Below are 16,613 nucleotides of genomic sequence, written 5' to 3'. Positions count from 1 at the left end.
GGTGCAATCACTCTGTTTGCGGCGCCTTGTTGCTGAGGAAGATCATTCCGATGACGAAGCAGACCGCGGCTACTCCGATAGGATACCATAACCCTGCTAATGGATCGCCGGAAGGATTCGAAGAAGTTTTACTGAGCTCAAATAAAGATGTCGCCACCAGTGGTGTGAGTCCGCCAAATACACCGTTGCCAATGTGGTATGGAAGAGACATGGAAGTATAGCGTATGCGTGTTGGAAATAACTCTACCAGGAATGCGGCGATTGGTCCATAGGCCATCGTAACAAACAGAACCTGCGTGAATACAAACATCACCATAAACCAAAAGTCGCGCTGTGACAACTTCGTTTCTGTTTTGGTTGAGATCACTTTCCCGTCACTGCTTTCCTTTCTCGTTTCAATGCGTTGGGTACGATCGGAATAAAAGTTCACGGATGTTATTGTCACATCCGAATTGGGTGCGGGGTTTGAGTTCCGCGTAATGTTCTTTGCCATGGGGACTTCCGTCTTCAATGAAAGATCACTGAGACTGAACATCCGGCTGTAAATTGGTCGGAAGCAAATAACGGCAAGCAGTAAGCCGGCCATCATGATGTACTTTCTGCCGTACGTGTCTGAAAGTTTTCCAAACACAATGAACATCGGCGTGGCCACTACCAACGCAATAGCGATGATCGTGTAAGATTGTACAAACTCAATGCCGCAGGTTCGCTGGATAAAAGTAAGCGCATAGAATTGCCCCGTATACCAAACGACTCCCTGTCCGGCGGTGGCGCCAAACAATGCAAGCATCACCAGCTTCAGGTTCTCTTTCTTTCCAAAGCTTTCTTTTAAAGGATTGGCAGATATCTTTCCTTCTGATTTTATTTTGGCAAACAAGGGAGACTCTGCCATCTTCATTCTTATGAAAATGGATATACCAACGAGGATCGCTGAAAGCAAAAATGGTATTCTCCATCCCCATTCAGTAAAAGCTTCCACACCCACTGACTCACGCACGATCAGGATAACTCCAAGTGAAAGGAATAACCCAAGAGTTGCGGTAGTCTGAATGAAGCTTGTGAAGTATCCACGTCTGCCTTTCGGCGAATGCTCAGCAACATAGGTCGCGGCACCACCATACTCTCCACCTAAAGCTAGACCCTGTACAATGCGAAGCACGAGTATAAGAATTGGTGCAGCAATTCCGATCGTCTGATATCCTGGAATGAGACCGATACCAAAAGTAGAAACACCCATCAGCACGAGTGTTACCAGAAACGTATACTTTCTTCCTACCAGATCACCCAGGCGTCCAAAGACAATGGCGCCAAACGGTCGCACGACAAAACCCACGGCAAACATGGCGAGCGTTGAAAGGAATGCAGCGGTTGGATTATCCTTTGGGAAGAACTGCTCTGAAAGAATTATGGAGAGTGTTCCAAAGATGTAGAAGTCGTACCACTCGATGAGGGTACCTACTGAAGAAGCAGTAATGACAAACCAAAGATTTTTTCGTTCAGCAGCACTGCTATCTATTTTCTTCATGCGAATTTTAAAAAGGAAATATAGCGCGATTGCGTCTAAAAGAAAATCTCCTGTGCCAGACGGTAGGTGTTGGCGTGAGCCTCAATTATATCCTTGAAATCCCTTGAATAGCCGCCACCCATGGTAGCCACGACGGGTATGCGGTTTCTTTTCGCAATCTCCAGTACTATTCTGTCACGTTGCCGGCATCCCTGTCGGGTGATACCCAGCTTGCCCAGCGCATCAGTTTCCAGGATGTCCACTCCCGATTGAAAGAACATGAAATCCGGTTCGATCGACTCAAGAATATTGTTGAGATTCGTTTCAAGGGTCTTCAGATAAAATGCATCCTGTGTTTGATCTGGCAAGCCTATGTCGAGGTCGGAGTTCTCCTTGAACAAAGGATAGTTGTTGGCACCGTGCATGGAGAATGTAAATACCCTTGGATCATTTCTGAATATCTGAGCGGTCCCATTTCCCTGGTGCACATCGAGATCAACCACCAGAATTTTCTTCGCAAGATTTTCATGCAGCAGATAATTGGAAGCGATGGCAATATCATTCAACAAGCAAAATCCTTCTCCCCTGCCGGTAAAGGCGTGATGCGTTCCGCCGGCGATATTCATAGCCACCCCGTTCTGTAAAGCGTGATGTGTACAAAGCAATGTACCCTGCGCAATGATCACCTCGCGATCGACAAGCTCTTGCGATAGAGGGAATCCTGTTCTTCTTACTTCTTTAGGAGTGAGCAGAAGGTTTTTTAATGCATGATAATAGTTTTCCTCATGGGTAAGGAGGATCCATTTATCATCAATCGCGGTTGGACGAAAAATATTCTCTTCTTTGATAGTTCCTTCATGAAGTAATTGCTGAGGCAGAATCTCATACTTGCTCATCGGAAAACGATGATGAGGCGGCAATGAGAGGACGTATGATTCGGTCCAGGCGATCTTCAGCATGAAGTACTATTTTTTCACATTGGTATTAAGCCACTGCGCCATCTTCTCCAATACTTCGGGAGCAAAAGTTTCACTTAGCACAGCATACTCATCTACAGAACATTTTTTACAATGCTGAAATAAATGATTCAATCCCGGCATCTCTACTACTTCATAGCCGGATTTCTTCCTGCTTGCCTTCAGACTTTGGGTCATCGGTTCCTTGTTTTGAGAAGGCAACACCTGAATGTCTTTTTCACCAAACAATGCAAGAACAGGACAGGACGATTTCTTCAACTCCGCTGCAGGATCATGTTCAAGGAAGAAACGAAACCATGGATTGTACAACTGATCGACAGAGCGCTTTGCATAAGTGGCTGCCTCCTGTTCAGTAGTAGCACCGATCACCTGGCGTGCCTGGGTTGAAGCCTTGGGATACCATGCCTTCACAACTGACAGGAATTCCTCATGAGCTTTTTCCTTTGTAGCGGCACTGATAATTATTCTATAGCTTTCTTTCGTTAAAGGCCGGAGTTCTTCGGCAACCGATGCACTGACACCATTGCTCTTAATAACTGCCATACCTTGTTCTTCAACGATCTTACTGCCTGTAACACCAGGAGACGACAACAGGATCATGAATGCGATGTCCTTTCGTCTGGAAGAAACAAGAGAAGCGATCAGACCACCTTCACTGTGTCCTATCAGTCCAATGGCATTCACATCAATAGACTTGTGTTTTTTCAAAAACTCCAGAGATGTTATGACGTCTTCTGCAAAATCAAGGGAAGTTGCTTTGGTCAGGTCGCCTTTGGATTTTCCTACTCCCCTGTCATCTACACGCAATACTGCGTAGCCTTTGCTTGTCAGATAATCGGCGATCACCCAGAAAGGCTTGTGGCCGAGAAGTGTTTCATCCCGATCCTGCTGACCGCTACCGGTGATGAGAATAACTGCAGGATACTTCTTATCGCCTTTGGGTGTTGTGAGGGTCGCACCTAACGTTACTTTTCCATCTTTACTTGAATACTGGACATCTTCCACATTGTAGGCAAAAGGTTCTTTGGGTTGCTGAGGACGATCCAATTTCGTTTGAGCAAGATTAGACCGGCGAAGATTTAATGGAAGTTTGGCCGGACCCTGTTGCCAGTTTCCTTTCAGCATGGCAGTGTCTTTTTCAACTGAATACGATCCGGAAAACTTTGCACGCAGTCTGTTAAGAATTATGAATACGCTATCTCCCTTTGAAGATACTTCGTCGCATTTAATACCAAAGGCACCCTGATCCGGACTATCCACTGTAGCGCTAAGACCAATACTGTCCCTGATGTGAAAGACCAGCTTGATAGAAGTATTTGCCTGAACATACAATCTGCCGTCCCAGTTTCCCTGAAGTTTAGAAGTTTGTGCAGCACTGCTGATGGCCAGCAACATGATCATGGAGAAAACAGAAAGGAGATACTTCATTTATTATTTGGTTTTTCTTTGGTTTAAAATCAATGCAATCAATACACAGATCAAAAGGAAATTATACTCTACACCATTCCTTCCGCCACCCACTACATACCAGCCTTCTTTAAAGTGAACCATGATTATGCCCATCACAAGAATTGGAATGGTTATGATGCATGCCCACTTTACATATCGGTTCATGATCAGGAGAATGGCGCACGCAACATGTGATAGCTTTATCGCCCAGGCAATCGGCACCCCCAGCGGCGCGAACCCAACCTGATTCAAGTATAGATCGCCAAAGGCATTTACACCACCATCCAGCATTCCGGGAATACTATGTGTTAAAAGAATAATCGCTATTGCTATTCTTAAGATGAGATTGCCGTTGATCGTCATATCGCGTACCGTTAGTAATACGTAGCCTTGAAATTAACCTATTTTAGTAAATTGCGTCCTGTAAATCTTAATATACCATGTATACTTTAAGGAGAATTCTATCAAGGAAGCCTTTCCAGTTGATCATTGTTCCTCTGATCATTATCTTTTGCGTGGTAGCGTGCGATCTCGATGAGAATAAGCCAACCCCAACCATTGTTGATATGCCGGATCATGGTTCTGTTGGAGAAGAGATCCATATCGTGGGTTATTATTTTGCTACAAGCATTGCTGGAAATGTTGTAAAGTTTAATGGCGTTGAAGGCGAAGTCACCAGCGCCACCAGCTCAGATCTTTCTGTTATTGTTCCTGCTGGTGCAACAACAGGCAAGGTTACAATAACGGCTAATGGATTAACCGGGATCTCCCAACCTTTTACTATCTACGTCAATGGAAATATTACGGATGTGAGTCCCTGGTCGGGTCCAACTGGCACTACCGTTACGGTTACAGGAACAAACTTTCAGACTTTACCAGAAAATTTTAACGTAAGAATTAATTACAGTGTGCTGGAAGCAACCGGCCCCAATTCTTTCATAGCAATATCAAAATCAGCTGCCACTATTCTCACCTCCATATCATCAACTGAATATAAATTCAATGTCCCTCCCATGCCTCTTGCGTCTGGAAACATTGAGGTCAAAGCTTTTGGAGAGGAAATCTATGCTTCCAATGGACAGAATTCCACCAGCGATGTTTCAAGGTTTACAGTGCAATCATTTATTGTTACCGGGTTTACTCCTTCCAGTGGTGCACGCGGAAGCTCTGTCGTCATCTCGGGCTCAGGTTTTACGGCAAGCCTCGCGGCTTATAAAGTTTACTTTTACGATGCTCCCTTTCATATCACTGAAGGAACAGTGACCAATGCTACCACTACTGCTATCACGGTTACTGTTCCGGTTACTGCAATCACCGGGACGATGTCGTTACAGACAACGGATAATTCTCCCGGTGTTAGTATGCACAGGGCTTTTATTGTTACCCCATAATTCGGTGAGGTCTATTTGGCGATTTGCCCTGCATTGATGCCTTTACCTAATTCAAATCCGGAACCTACGGATCCAACGATTGCCTGGTTCCTTCCCAGTCCGAGTTTTCTTTGAATAAAGTATACTGCATTGATACCGGTGCAATGGGCTCCAATGAAATTCTCAATACCAAAGGTTTTGAGCTTATCACACGTCCAGTTCATACGATCGTCATCGAGATCGAAGAGGTGAAATCCACCGATCAGGGTTTTTGTTCTGACAGGGTTTAAGAACGATTGAGTATATGTAAGCGTGTTGACAATGCCAGCGTGGCCGCAACCTGAAACAACCACAAGTCCGTTCGCATCATAAAAAACCATGGATTGATCTTCTGGGATATTATCTTCCACTGTTTCTCCTGTTGGCAATACAAGCTTGCCGGAACCACTCCAGTTCTGCTCTTTTTCCTTGCGAGGTACTGGGCCTGTTGTCCATACACCCGGATAGATTTCCTTCGGACTGTTGTAGATGATGAATTTTCCTCCTGACTTCTCATACTCCTCCTTGTTTTTCAACATGGGGCTGATGGAATTTTTATTGTTGGGTCGGGGATAAAATGCACCTTCACCGATATGAGCTACTGACAATGCTTTTGGATTCTTCTTTGAGAATTCATTTCGTAACGTCATCAATCCACCCGTATGATCGCCATGATGATGGCTGATAAAGACATCCGTTACATCTGACAGATCAATTTTCATTTCTCTGACATTACTGAGCACAGTCTCCGGACGAGCACCTGTATCAAACAGAATCTTCTTACCATCTACTTCAATTAAAGCACAGAATCCCCACTCACCAATTCCCTGGTCTGCCAGCATGGTAGAGAGAATCGTGACCTTAAGATCTTTAACCTGATGGAATTGAGGTTGAGCGTAGCCGGAAAGAGTCGTTATGAATACGAATACTACCGTCTTCAAAAGGAATTTGATCATAGGTATTAAAGAAAGCTTTAGTAAGGTGAAAATAAAAACGCCGGACTGTGTGGTCCGGCGTTAATGTGTATTGTTCTATTAATGCTCGTGCTTGTCACCACCGCCGTGCCAGGCTTCCATTAGTCCATGGAAACTATCGTGCAATGCTGTCAAAGATTTGCCGATCTGCTCGTCGGTCATGCCGCTGATGCCGTCAGCAAAAGCTCTTGTGTCATTCTTAAGTGTTACCAGCTTAGCCTTCACGTCGTCATTGTTAACTTTTTCAGGAAGAGGAGCAGCCTGCCATTGCTCAGCAGAAGTTGCCATCTCAGCAGCAAGTTTCTTTGCAGGCTCAAGATTGGTAGAATCCTTATATGGGTGAAAAGCTTCTGCCATGACCATGTGGAAGGAATCCATTTCAGGCCATTCGTCAGATGCAGCTGCCGTTGTTGTTTCAGTTGTCTCAGCCTTTTTAGAACAGGCAATCATTGCCACGATCAATAGTAAAGCACTTACTCGTATCAGGGAAATCTTCATACTCATTGTTTTGTTTTATTGTTAATTGATTATTGTTTTCTTTCTATACTTTCTCCATATCTCAAGAGAATGAACTCCTTTTTTCAGGAGGTCAAAATAAAGCGTGAAATAAAGAATGAAAGTCATGATCCAAATTACGGCAAGATTAAAATAAAAAGTATCATAGATCCTTCCCAAAAAGTATTTGGTGGGGACAAAGAAATTGGCCTGGAAATCAAATTGATTCCGGGGGCGATGATCCGTAAAGTAGATAGGATAGAATTTCTGTATCAGCCTTCCCTGCCACTCTACGATGCGATTGATCTCATTTGAATTTTCCACCATCGCAGTCACTGACTGATTTTCATATGCCTGATGCATTCTGTCAAAGGCCTGCTTCTTTTCCGGGGTACTCGTCAGTTTTTGAATCAACGCCTGACGATCATTCTTTGCATTGCTTGACCGGATAGCATAATACTTCTTCAGCACTGAAAGAAATTCTTTTGTCTTAAAGTATGTTACTGAATCAAACTTGCCGACCACCAACTGATCAACTTCCGGGAATCTTTCACTTCCCACCCTGGCAAGCTCATAGGTGATTTCACTTCTCAACAGGTCAAGTGCATTTACCGTTGGTATATTTCTTTTGTTTCTCCAGTATGCCTTCTGATCTAAAACAAATGCAAGCTTGGATTCAAGAACCGGCACCAGGTATGTTCTCTTGTATTCAGCTTCCGCTTCCTTCTGATCATACCCGTAGAATTGCTTCTCAAAGGGATTGTCCTTGAATTGAGTGACCATAAATGCCTCAAATGCCCAGCGTGACGCCATCATCTCTCCCAATACCGGGATTCCATTTGGCTTCCCTACTTCAGGATTGAACTTGTCGAAGCTTATGACCACACCACTCATGATGAGCTGAGGGATCACCAATACAGGAATGAGAATATAGATCGTAACGGCCGAATCAAATGCAGATGAAATATTCAGTCCTAACAAGTTTGCAAAACAAGAGCATGAGAAAATGATCATCCAGTACCGTATCTCTGTGAAAGGAATTTCAAGTATCACATTGCCAACCACGATAAATGTCAGCGTCTGAATTCCCGAAAGGAAAAACAAGATCACGACTTTGGAAAGCAGATAACTATTCCTGCTGAGATGAAGAAATCTTTCCCTCTTTAATATTTTTCTGTCGCGGAATATTTCCTCCGAACTTACAATCAGTCCAACGAACAGCGCCACTACCACGCTCATGAAAAAGTAAACCGGGATATTATAATTGCTGTAGAATGTGTACTTCGGATTATCTACTCCGATAACATCATAGTACTTGACGAAGTATCCCATGAACAATGCCAGCACCGGTGAAAGTGAAAGATTCACGATCATGTACTGTGTGTTGGCCACTTTGGAAAGAACATCCCGCTTGATAAAAACAGAAAGCTGCTTTATCCAGTTAGGGATCTTTGTCGTCACCGGCAATTCATCCTTAACCTCTTCCGTCTTCGGGATCTTTATCTTTTGCTTAAAGTATTGATACCATTGTCCCGGTGAAACTTTCCGGGTATTGGTAAATCTTCCGTACTCATTCACAACCCGGGTCTCTATAATATTAAAGACCTGTTCGGGATTAATATTTCCACATTCAGGACATTCTCCCGGAGTCTTTGTCGCGGCATTGATGATCTCCTGAAAGTAATTAACGGATTCAATCGGATTGCCGTAATAGATCTGAAAACCACCCACGTCCAGGATGATCAACGAATCAAACATTTTGAAAATATCTGATGAAGGCTGGTGGATCACGACAAAGATCATCTTTCCCCTGAGGGCAAGTTCTTTCAGAAGATCCATGATGTTTTCAGAGTCCCTTGAAGAAAGTCCGGAGGTCGGCTCATCCACAAAAAGTATGGCAGGCTCTCTTAATAATTCCAATCCAATGTTAACTCTCTTGCGCTGACCACCGCTGATCGTTTTCTCAAGAGGTGATCCAACTTTCAGATTACGGATCTCAGAAAGTCCAAGACTCATCAACACCTTCTCAACTCTTTCCGCGATCTGCACTTTGGAAGAGTTTCCAAAACAAAGTCTGGCGGCGAAGTAAAGATTCTCAAACACAGTAAGATCTTCCATGAGAAGGTCATCCTGTGGAATAAATCCTATAATACCTTCAACTTTATGAGGTTGTTCGTGGACATCGATTCCGTTTACCAAAACTCTTCCGCTGGAAGGCTTCTCTGCTCCATTGAGTACGTTCAGCAAAGTGGATTTTCCGGAACCGCTGGCTCCCATCAATCCAATCAGCTTTCCTCCCTTTTCAGAAACGGTAACATTCTGAAGTCCTGCCCTTCCACTTTTAAAATGATAGAAAAGGTGCTCTGCAACAAAGCTGATCTCGGCATCAGATTCTTCAAAGAGAAACTTGCCAACCACATCACTATAATAGATTGGATCGATCTTGCTTCCGCGAATCGTAGACCCGGTCGGGAATACGTCCACCTTACGACTTTTTAATGGCTGGCTGTTGAGATTCAGCGACGTGATGCCAAGATACTTTACAAAGTATGTTTCTACATCCTGGAGCCTTAGCACTGCGATCAGTCCCGTCAGGTTTTTAGAAATGATCCGTGGACCTGCATGAGGTGTCTCACCTGAACCTTCATCAATGATCAGAATGTTCTTGAGGTTAAGCTCCTCCATATCCTGGCCGATCACAAAAGTTCTCATGGCCTGAAGATCTTTCAGTGGGATCTTGAGTGCTTCACCAATATAAAAGATAAGATTCCCCTGTCGCTCGGATATCTGCCCATCGGCAAACACCAGTTCAATGATCTTTACAACAAGGACTGTTTTCTGTTGGGTGGTCAATGCCTGATTTACCTTTTTGGAAATCTGCATGATATGTGCCCAGTCATCCACGAATGCCAGCGTTTCAGCGTCGACATTTCCGATTTCGGATGAGCCCGAATTGCGATTGGACTTTACGAACTCATCGAAAAGATTCAAATAGTATCGAATCGCCTCCTGATTCAGGTGCAGCGATAAAAACTCCTTAATATTTGCACGCTCATCGTCCGTTATTCGCTCCTTCGCCACGATGGCAAAGAGCTGGACAATGGCTTTCAGTAATTCTTCACTCATTTAAAGTCACAATTCCCGGCTTAAAATAGATAAAAATGCGCTGCCGGAGTTACATTTTGCCCATCTTTTCTTTGTGAGGCGTCTCCTGACGATCGATCTTCCATTTTTCAATGAATTATTATTTCTTTGTCACCTCAATAAATCACCCCATGAAAAAAAATCTATTCATTCTTCTGTTTCTGGCAAGTACTCTGAATCTCTTTTCTCAGAATTCCATCCTTTGGGAAGTATCCGGAAACGGATTAAAAACACCGTCATACGTGATGGGTACATTGAAATTCATAGGTGAGAAAGAATTCTTTATTCCTAAGGAAGCTGTCAGCGCAATGAAATCCTCAAAGATCTTCGCCATTGAAGATCAGGTAGATCACAAAGCGCAGGGTGAGCTTAACAAAGCTGTTCACTTTCCAAAGGGCAAATCCTTAAAGACGGAGTTGCCTGCAATTGATTATCAACGCTTAACGGATTTCTTTCAGAAGGAATTCAACATTTCACCAAGCCGGTTTGAAAGCGAATACGCTCATCTTATCCCCCTTGCTCTTTCTATCAACATGACCCGCATGTCGCTGGGAGAAAGTGTTAAGTATTATGACATTGAATTACTGACCCTTGCTAAAAAGAACAAGCTCAAGACCTATAGCCTTGAACCCATTGAAAGAGAGTCACAGGCAATCCAGGCATTTCCGATGAAGGATCAGGAAGTGGCTTTGCTGCACAGCATCGCTAATTTTGAAAAGCAAAAGACAGAATATAAAAATCTGGAAGACGCTTATACCCGCGGCGATCTGGATAAGGTTTTTGAATATTCACTTCATCCAACAGAAAACAATCCTGCTTTTATTGAGGCATTTTATACTAAAAGAAATCAGGAGTGGATTGCCAAAATTGACAAGATGATCAACGACAAGCCGTCATTCATCGCGATTGGAGTCTCTCATCTTGAAGGCGACAAGGGTATCCTTTCCCTCTTGAAAGAGAAAGGATACACTCTAACACCTGTGAAGATCACAAAGTAATTATCCGATACGGCGGGTTACAAGATCTGATAAGATCAAAAGACCTTCTCTCAGATATTCATCTTTCAATCTGGAAAGATCATCTGTTGATAATCCTTCCTTGGAGATCTTTGTATCGAGGACTTCGTTAGCTGCTTTCTTTTTCTCAGCAGCTTCCATTTCCTTCTTACGCTTAACTTCGTTGAGGGAAATTTTTGTGTCGTCAAGATTCTTTCTCAGATCTTCAATGTCTCCTGCATACTTCTTAAGGCTTGCATCGAACTTAAGACGTTCCTGATAGCTCTTTGAAAGTCCAACTACTACCTTATCAGTGATATCAGGACTCTTCTGGAATTCAGTCTTGCGGATCATATCAAAAGGTAGTGCACTTGGGCTTGCGCTTTCTCCATATTGCTCAGGCTTCAACGCTGAAGGCAACTGGATATCAGGAACTACACCTTTATGCTGAGTGCTGTTGCCGGTCACACGATAGAATTTCTGGAATGTCAACTTCAACTCTCCTACTTTATCGGCGTCGTTGATGGCACGTTCAAGATCAATTACGGTCTGAACAGTTCCTTTTCCGTAAGTGGATTCACCTGCAATGACACCACGGTGATAATCCTGAATGGCACCTGCAAAAATTTCTGATGCTGAAGCACTGAAACGATTGGTCAATACAACCAGTGGACCAGAATATGTCACTTGCTTATCTTCATCAACATAAACTTCCAATTGGTTCCGTGAATCTTTTACCTGTACAACCGGACCATCTTTAATGAACAATCCGGTCAGATCGATCGCTTCGTTCAATGATCCACCACCGTTATTTCTGAGGTCCATGACAATTCCATCAACGCCTTCTGCCTGTAGTTCTACGATCAGTTTTTTCACGTCACGTGTTGTACTGCGATAATTTGGATCCTTTTTCTGAAAGGCTTCAAAGTCCATATAGAAACTTGGGAGTGTAATGACACCCAGCTTCATGTTCTTTCCATTAGAAGAATAATTGATTGTCTTTTTCTTGGCAGCCTGATCTTCCAGTTTCACTTTTTCGCGAACGAAGGAAAGAATAACAGGAGGACCATTTACGCCTGTTGCTGCTGGTAGTATCTGCAGTCTGACCTGAGTCCCTTTTGGACCCTTGATCAACTTGACAACGTCATCAATTCTCCAACCCACAACATCCACCATCTCGCCAGCTGCGCCTTGTGCTACGCCTGTGATAAGGTCATTTGCATGGATTTGCTTTGACTTGTCGGCAGGGCCGCCTGGCACTACTTCAACAACTTTTGTGTAATCATTTTCTGTCTGAAGTCTGGCGCCAATTCCCTCAAGGGAAAGCGTCATGCTCTGATTAAAGAGCTCAGTAGCTTTGGGTGAAAGATAATTTGTGTGAGGATCGTATGCTTCTGTCACACAGTTCATATAAATACTGAATACATCTTCGCTGTTAAGCTGCCCAAATGATTTCAGTAATCTTTCATAGCGTTTCTTAAGCATGTCAGAAATCTCTTCCTGTTTCTTTCCGGTAAGCTTCAAGCTGAGAGCCTGACTCTTAACGATCTTACGCCAGTTGTCATTCAGCTCTTCAGTGTTCTTTGCCCACGCCGCCTTATCACGATCCGTTTCATAATATTCATCGGCTGTGTAGTCAAAATTCTGATTGACGGTATTATTGATAACTTCTGTCAGGCGGGCACGGTAGCGATCCTGAAATACTTTATAGATCTCAAAAGCAGGATTAACATTACCGGCTTTGGTCATATCATCAAGCTTGGTTCTGTATTTTTCAAATGCCTGAATATCGGACGCTAAAAAATAGATCTTGCTATTGTCAAGCTCCTTGAAATAGGAATCAAATACAACGGAGGATAAGGAATCAGTAAACTGCAGTTTTCGGTAGTGATACTTACTAAGCATTTCACTGACAACACTAGCTTCCTTGCTGAATACTGCTTTAGCTTTTAATTGTGTTGTATCTATCGGAAGAGCAAAACTCTGGAACGTCAATAACACCAGAAACAAACCCACACTCATTTTCATCACCTTCTTCATATATCTGTCAATATTGTTATGCTCTAATAAACGTAAACCAACCAAATAAGATTCCTAGCCTTTGGACACTTTGTCGATGTCGAATTCCTCTAAGAATTTCTGAGCCTGGTCTACCGTTGGGAATTCGTAAAAGCGCTTTCCTGACAATATTGAGTGGATTTCAATCTTGACCATATCAATGTTCTTGGTATTGCGACGATTGGTTAAGCGATGATTCTTGTAGTCTTCTGCTTCCTTCTTTGAGATCACAAAAGCCGTTGCGCGCACATTCTTGCAATACGCACATTTGTAGTGCTTCACCAATTCCTTTGGCGACTCATCATCATAGCGCTGGGTGATTTCCTCATTTACCACTCTCATCGTATAGAACCCGCAATTATTACACTTCAGGGCGGTGAGATGACCATCGTACTTTTCAATCTTTATATCGCTTGATTTCTCATCGATCCACACATCGTAGTCGATAGAGTAAACACTTTCTTCTGCCTGGCTGCCTTCATCAAGATGCACATCTTCTTCTTCTTCACTCAACAAACGCATTTTGTTTCCTGTCTTAGGATTCACACGCGGCATGTAACGCCACTTCTTAAGCTTACTGTTAAGCTTTGTAGGATAGTAATAATCCAAAACAAGATTGGCAACGTATCCAATGAGCGTTGCACCTGAGATTCCGAAGAACAAACGAACGAAGAACCAAACTCCAACTTTATTAAGACTGCTTTCACCTGATCCATAAAGATTGATCAGTAAACCGACACCGACAGCGAAAGCATAGAAGGACCATTTATACCACTTTACTTCTTCCTTGTTCAGGTAGTCATATTTTGTTTTGAAATCCCTGATCGTTGCAACCCGGAAATTATGAATGAGAAAAATAATAAGAGCAATCGTGAAGAAAATGATACCACCGATCGTCATGATCGTGTAAAATAATTCCAGAAATGCTCGCTGATCTTGTTGATCCATGTTTAGGTTTCTTTTAGAAGGTTATACTGTTAACAAAACTAAGGAAAAAACTGAGTTTAGGTTCAAAAAAACGGTTAATCGGCCACAATCGACGACAGATCTGCAGGGGAATATCCTACAGATTTGATTGTTTTATTATCTGCCTTCCGGTAGACCAACCAAGTATCCCCTTCTTTAAGGTAATAACATTCCGTACCGTCCTTATCAAAATAGTATGCCACCGTCTTTTGGGCCTCTTCTTCCGACTTGCAGGCTTTGCTCATATTGGAGCGCTGAACTTCATCAAAGAGCCTTTTAAACTTCTCGCCTAATCCAAACTCAAGAACGGCACCTGACAAAACATATTGTATGTCGCATAATGCATCGGCAATCGCCACAATATCCTTATCACGAATAGCTTCCTCAAATTCACGAAGCTCTTCCGCGATCAATGCCACCCGAAGTTCACATCGTTTTGCATCAGGGATTGCCGGCGATGGTAGAATAGGGTGTTTAAAGGTCCGGTGAAATTCAGCAACAGAAGTAAGCGTGGTAGGTTGTTCCATGGAGTGATTTATTGAATAAGCGGACAATAAAAGGAATCTGCTGTGCGATTCAAAATAAGAGGATAAAATTTCCTCTCTCCCCCACTATGCCTTTAATCAAAGTCCTCTCTCTATATTTGCGCCCTGATTTACATCTCTCCAATGAAGAAAAATTTTGTCAGTGAGCTAACCTGGCGCGGCATGATTCACGACGTGATGCCAGGTACCGAAGAGCTGCTCCAGAAGGAGTCAACGGCCGGCTATATTGGTTTTGATCCAACCGCTGATTCCCTGCACATTGGAAACCTTGTTCAAATCATGACTCTGGTTCACTTTCAGCGTTGTGGTCACAAACCAGTGGTTTTGGTGGGTGGTGCGACAGGTATGGTTGGGGATCCTTCCGGCAAGTCAGCGGAGCGAAATCTTCTCTCAGAAGAGGTTCTAAGACATAATGAGTCATGTGTTAAAAAGCAATTGGAAAAGTTCCTCGACTTCTCTTCCACGGGTACCGGCGCGGAGATGGTCAACAACTACGATTGGTTCAAAAACTTTTACTTCCTTGATTTTATCCGTGAAGTGGGAAAACACCTCACAGTAAATTACATGATGGCGAAAGACTCTGTTCAGAAACGACTGGAGTCTGGACTTTCTTTTACAGAATTCACCTACCAGTTAGTTCAGGGGTATGATTTCTACTGGTTGTATAAAAACAAGAACTGCAAACTGCAGATGGGTGGTTCCGATCAATGGGGCAACATTGTTACCGGTACTGAGCTCATCAGACGAAAAGATAACGGCGAAGCTTTTGCCCTTACCACTCCCCTGATCAGAAAAGCAGATGGTACAAAATTCGGTAAGACAGAACAGGGAAATGTCTGGCTTGATGCTAAAAAGACATCACCCTACCGCTTCTATCAATACTGGCTGAATGTATCGGATGAAGATGCTGCATCCTTTATAAAGATCTTTACAGAATTGACAAAAGAAGAAATCGATTCACTCATTGCTGAGCATCAGAAAGCACCGCACATGAGGGCGCTTCAGCAGGAACTGAGCAAGCAGATCACCACCCGCGTTCATTCCAAAGAAGACTTTGACTCTGCAGTCAAGGCTTCTCAAATACTATTTGGAAACTCTGTAACAGAAGATCTGTTAAGTCTCGATGAAGAAACACTGCTTGCAGTTTTCGAAGGTGTGCCACAAACCAGCATCAGCAAGGAGACATTGTCAGGTGCTGCTACGGTTACAGATTTACTTTCTGATTTGACTGGCAAGATCATCTTCCCTTCCAAAGGTGAAGCAAGAAAAATGATCCAGGGTGGCGGTGTAAGCATCAACAAGATCAAGCTGGATGATCCACAGAAGAAGCCGGAATTTCAGTTACTTCAGAGCCGGTATCTGTTGGCTCAAAAAGGAAAGAAGAATTATTATCTCATCATCGTAGAATAAGATCAATGACCTGGGGGGAAGAGCTGAGGACTTCGCGTGCAAAATGGGCCATCACATTTTGTGCTGTTACATTTTTATTGATGTTCCTTTTGATGCCCGTGTTCTATCGCGATGTCATCACACCAAAAAAAGGAATACTTCTGGATGATGTTTTCCTTAACCTGTTCGTTCCGCATAACTGGTCATTGCCGATATTCCTGATTCTTTATCTTGCGGTGGCCAATACAATTCTCAGGGCTGTTAAAGATCCGGAGACTGTAATCCTGGGTGTTACGGTCTACTGTGCCGTTAACCTTCTGAGGACCCTTACAATGTATCTGGTTACTCTTGAACCGCCCACGGGAATGATCCTCCTGGTGGATCCTATTTCCTCAGCTCTATATCCGGACAGTGGCTTTGCCAAGGATCTCTTTTTCTCCGGGCATGTCAGCACGATAATGATCGTGGTAATTCTTGAAAAGAAGAGGGTTTTTAAGATTCTTAATGCCCTTGGAACGGTTGTAATAGCCATTTTGCTGGCCTGGCAGCACGTTCATTATACACTTGACCTGGTGGCAGCACCCCTTGCCACATATGGTGTTTTCTTACTGATTCGAAAGTATTACAGAAACGGGCCTGAGGTGGCTGGGACGGCAGGAAATACCAAATCAAACTAAAAATACCAAAATGCCGTTTAATGAATCAAAA

14 protein-coding genes are annotated in these 16,613 nt (G+C 43.3%); 4 read left to right on the top strand and 10 right to left on the bottom strand.

What is annotated here, in order from left to right; genetic code table 11:
• Positions 1-7: 7 nt before the first annotated feature.
• The 4 genes from HOP08_14600 to HOP08_14585 are packed head-to-tail and all read right to left on the bottom strand — an operon-like array spanning position 8 to position 4,293.
• On the bottom strand, positions 8-1,525 hold the full coding sequence (locus tag HOP08_14600; protein NOT76154.1) for an MHS family MFS transporter: 1,518 nt from the start codon (positions 1,523-1,525) through the stop codon (positions 8-10).
• Positions 1,526-1,560: 35 nt separating this feature from the next.
• Positions 1,561-2,463 carry a histone deacetylase gene (locus HOP08_14595; protein ID NOT76153.1) on the bottom strand — a complete coding sequence of 301 codons (903 nt, stop codon included), beginning with the start codon at positions 2,461-2,463 and terminating at the stop codon, positions 1,561-1,563.
• Positions 2,464-2,469: 6 nt separating this feature from the next.
• On the bottom strand, positions 2,470-3,909 hold the full coding sequence (locus HOP08_14590) for an alpha/beta fold hydrolase (protein NOT76152.1): 1,440 nt from the start codon (positions 3,907-3,909) through the stop codon (positions 2,470-2,472).
• 3 nt (positions 3,910-3,912) lie between these two features.
• Entirely contained in the window at positions 3,913-4,293 is a 381-nt protein-coding gene (locus HOP08_14585; GenBank protein ID NOT76151.1) for a DoxX family membrane protein, read from the bottom strand.
• A 77-nt stretch (positions 4,294-4,370) separates the two neighbouring features.
• Between HOP08_14585 and HOP08_14580 the strand changes: the two genes are divergently transcribed.
• Entirely contained in the window at positions 4,371-5,321 is a 951-nt protein-coding gene (locus HOP08_14580) for a hypothetical protein (GenBank protein NOT76150.1), read from the top strand.
• An 11-nt stretch (positions 5,322-5,332) separates the two neighbouring features.
• Here HOP08_14580 and HOP08_14575 read toward each other — a convergent pair whose 3' ends face one another.
• From HOP08_14575 to HOP08_14565, 3 genes are all read right to left on the bottom strand, one after another.
• On the bottom strand, positions 5,333-6,295 hold the full coding sequence (locus HOP08_14575; protein ID NOT76149.1) for an MBL fold metallo-hydrolase: 963 nt from the start codon (positions 6,293-6,295) through the stop codon (positions 5,333-5,335).
• Between the two features lie 78 nt (positions 6,296-6,373).
• Positions 6,374-6,811 carry a hypothetical protein gene (locus tag HOP08_14570; protein NOT76148.1) on the bottom strand — a complete coding sequence of 146 codons (438 nt, stop codon included), beginning with the start codon at positions 6,809-6,811 and terminating at the stop codon, positions 6,374-6,376.
• A gap of 21 nt (positions 6,812-6,832) precedes the next feature.
• Positions 6,833-9,934, bottom strand: a complete 3,102-nt coding sequence (locus HOP08_14565; GenBank protein ID NOT76147.1) for an ATP-binding cassette domain-containing protein — start codon at positions 9,932-9,934, stop codon at positions 6,833-6,835.
• Between the two features lie 149 nt (positions 9,935-10,083).
• Between HOP08_14565 and HOP08_14560 the strand changes: the two genes are divergently transcribed.
• On the top strand, positions 10,084-10,950 hold the full coding sequence (locus tag HOP08_14560) for a TraB/GumN family protein (GenBank protein ID NOT76146.1): 867 nt from the start codon (positions 10,084-10,086) through the stop codon (positions 10,948-10,950).
• Here the strand turns inward: HOP08_14560 and HOP08_14555 are convergent, their stop codons facing one another.
• From HOP08_14555 to HOP08_14545, 3 genes are all read right to left on the bottom strand, one after another.
• Positions 10,951-12,987 carry a carboxy terminal-processing peptidase gene (locus HOP08_14555; GenBank protein NOT76145.1) on the bottom strand — a complete coding sequence of 679 codons (2,037 nt, stop codon included), beginning with the start codon at positions 12,985-12,987 and terminating at the stop codon, positions 10,951-10,953.
• A 54-nt stretch (positions 12,988-13,041) separates the two neighbouring features.
• Entirely contained in the window at positions 13,042-13,905 is an 864-nt protein-coding gene (locus tag HOP08_14550) for a hypothetical protein (GenBank protein NOT76144.1), read from the bottom strand.
• 122 nt (positions 13,906-14,027) lie between these two features.
• The gene (locus tag HOP08_14545; GenBank protein ID NOT76143.1) at positions 14,028-14,498 is read right to left on the bottom strand and encodes a nucleoside triphosphate pyrophosphohydrolase family protein; all 471 of its coding nucleotides are present in this window, start codon (positions 14,496-14,498) and stop codon (positions 14,028-14,030) included.
• A 141-nt stretch (positions 14,499-14,639) separates the two neighbouring features.
• Here HOP08_14545 and HOP08_14540 point away from each other — a divergent pair, with 141 nt between their 5' ends.
• Positions 14,640-15,926 carry a tyrosine--tRNA ligase gene (locus tag HOP08_14540; protein NOT76142.1) on the top strand — a complete coding sequence of 429 codons (1,287 nt, stop codon included), beginning with the start codon at positions 14,640-14,642 and terminating at the stop codon, positions 15,924-15,926.
• Between the two features lie 5 nt (positions 15,927-15,931).
• Entirely contained in the window at positions 15,932-16,582 is a 651-nt protein-coding gene (locus tag HOP08_14535; protein NOT76141.1) for a hypothetical protein, read from the top strand.
• Positions 16,583-16,613 lie beyond the last annotated feature (31 nt).

This window comes from Cyclobacteriaceae bacterium, assembly GCA_013141055.1.
In the GTDB taxonomy this organism is placed as follows: Bacteria; Bacteroidota; Bacteroidia; order Cytophagales; family Cyclobacteriaceae; genus ELB16-189.
The sequence above is the reverse complement of the archived record's forward strand: the minus strand, read 5'-3'. Positions and strand labels throughout refer to the sequence as shown.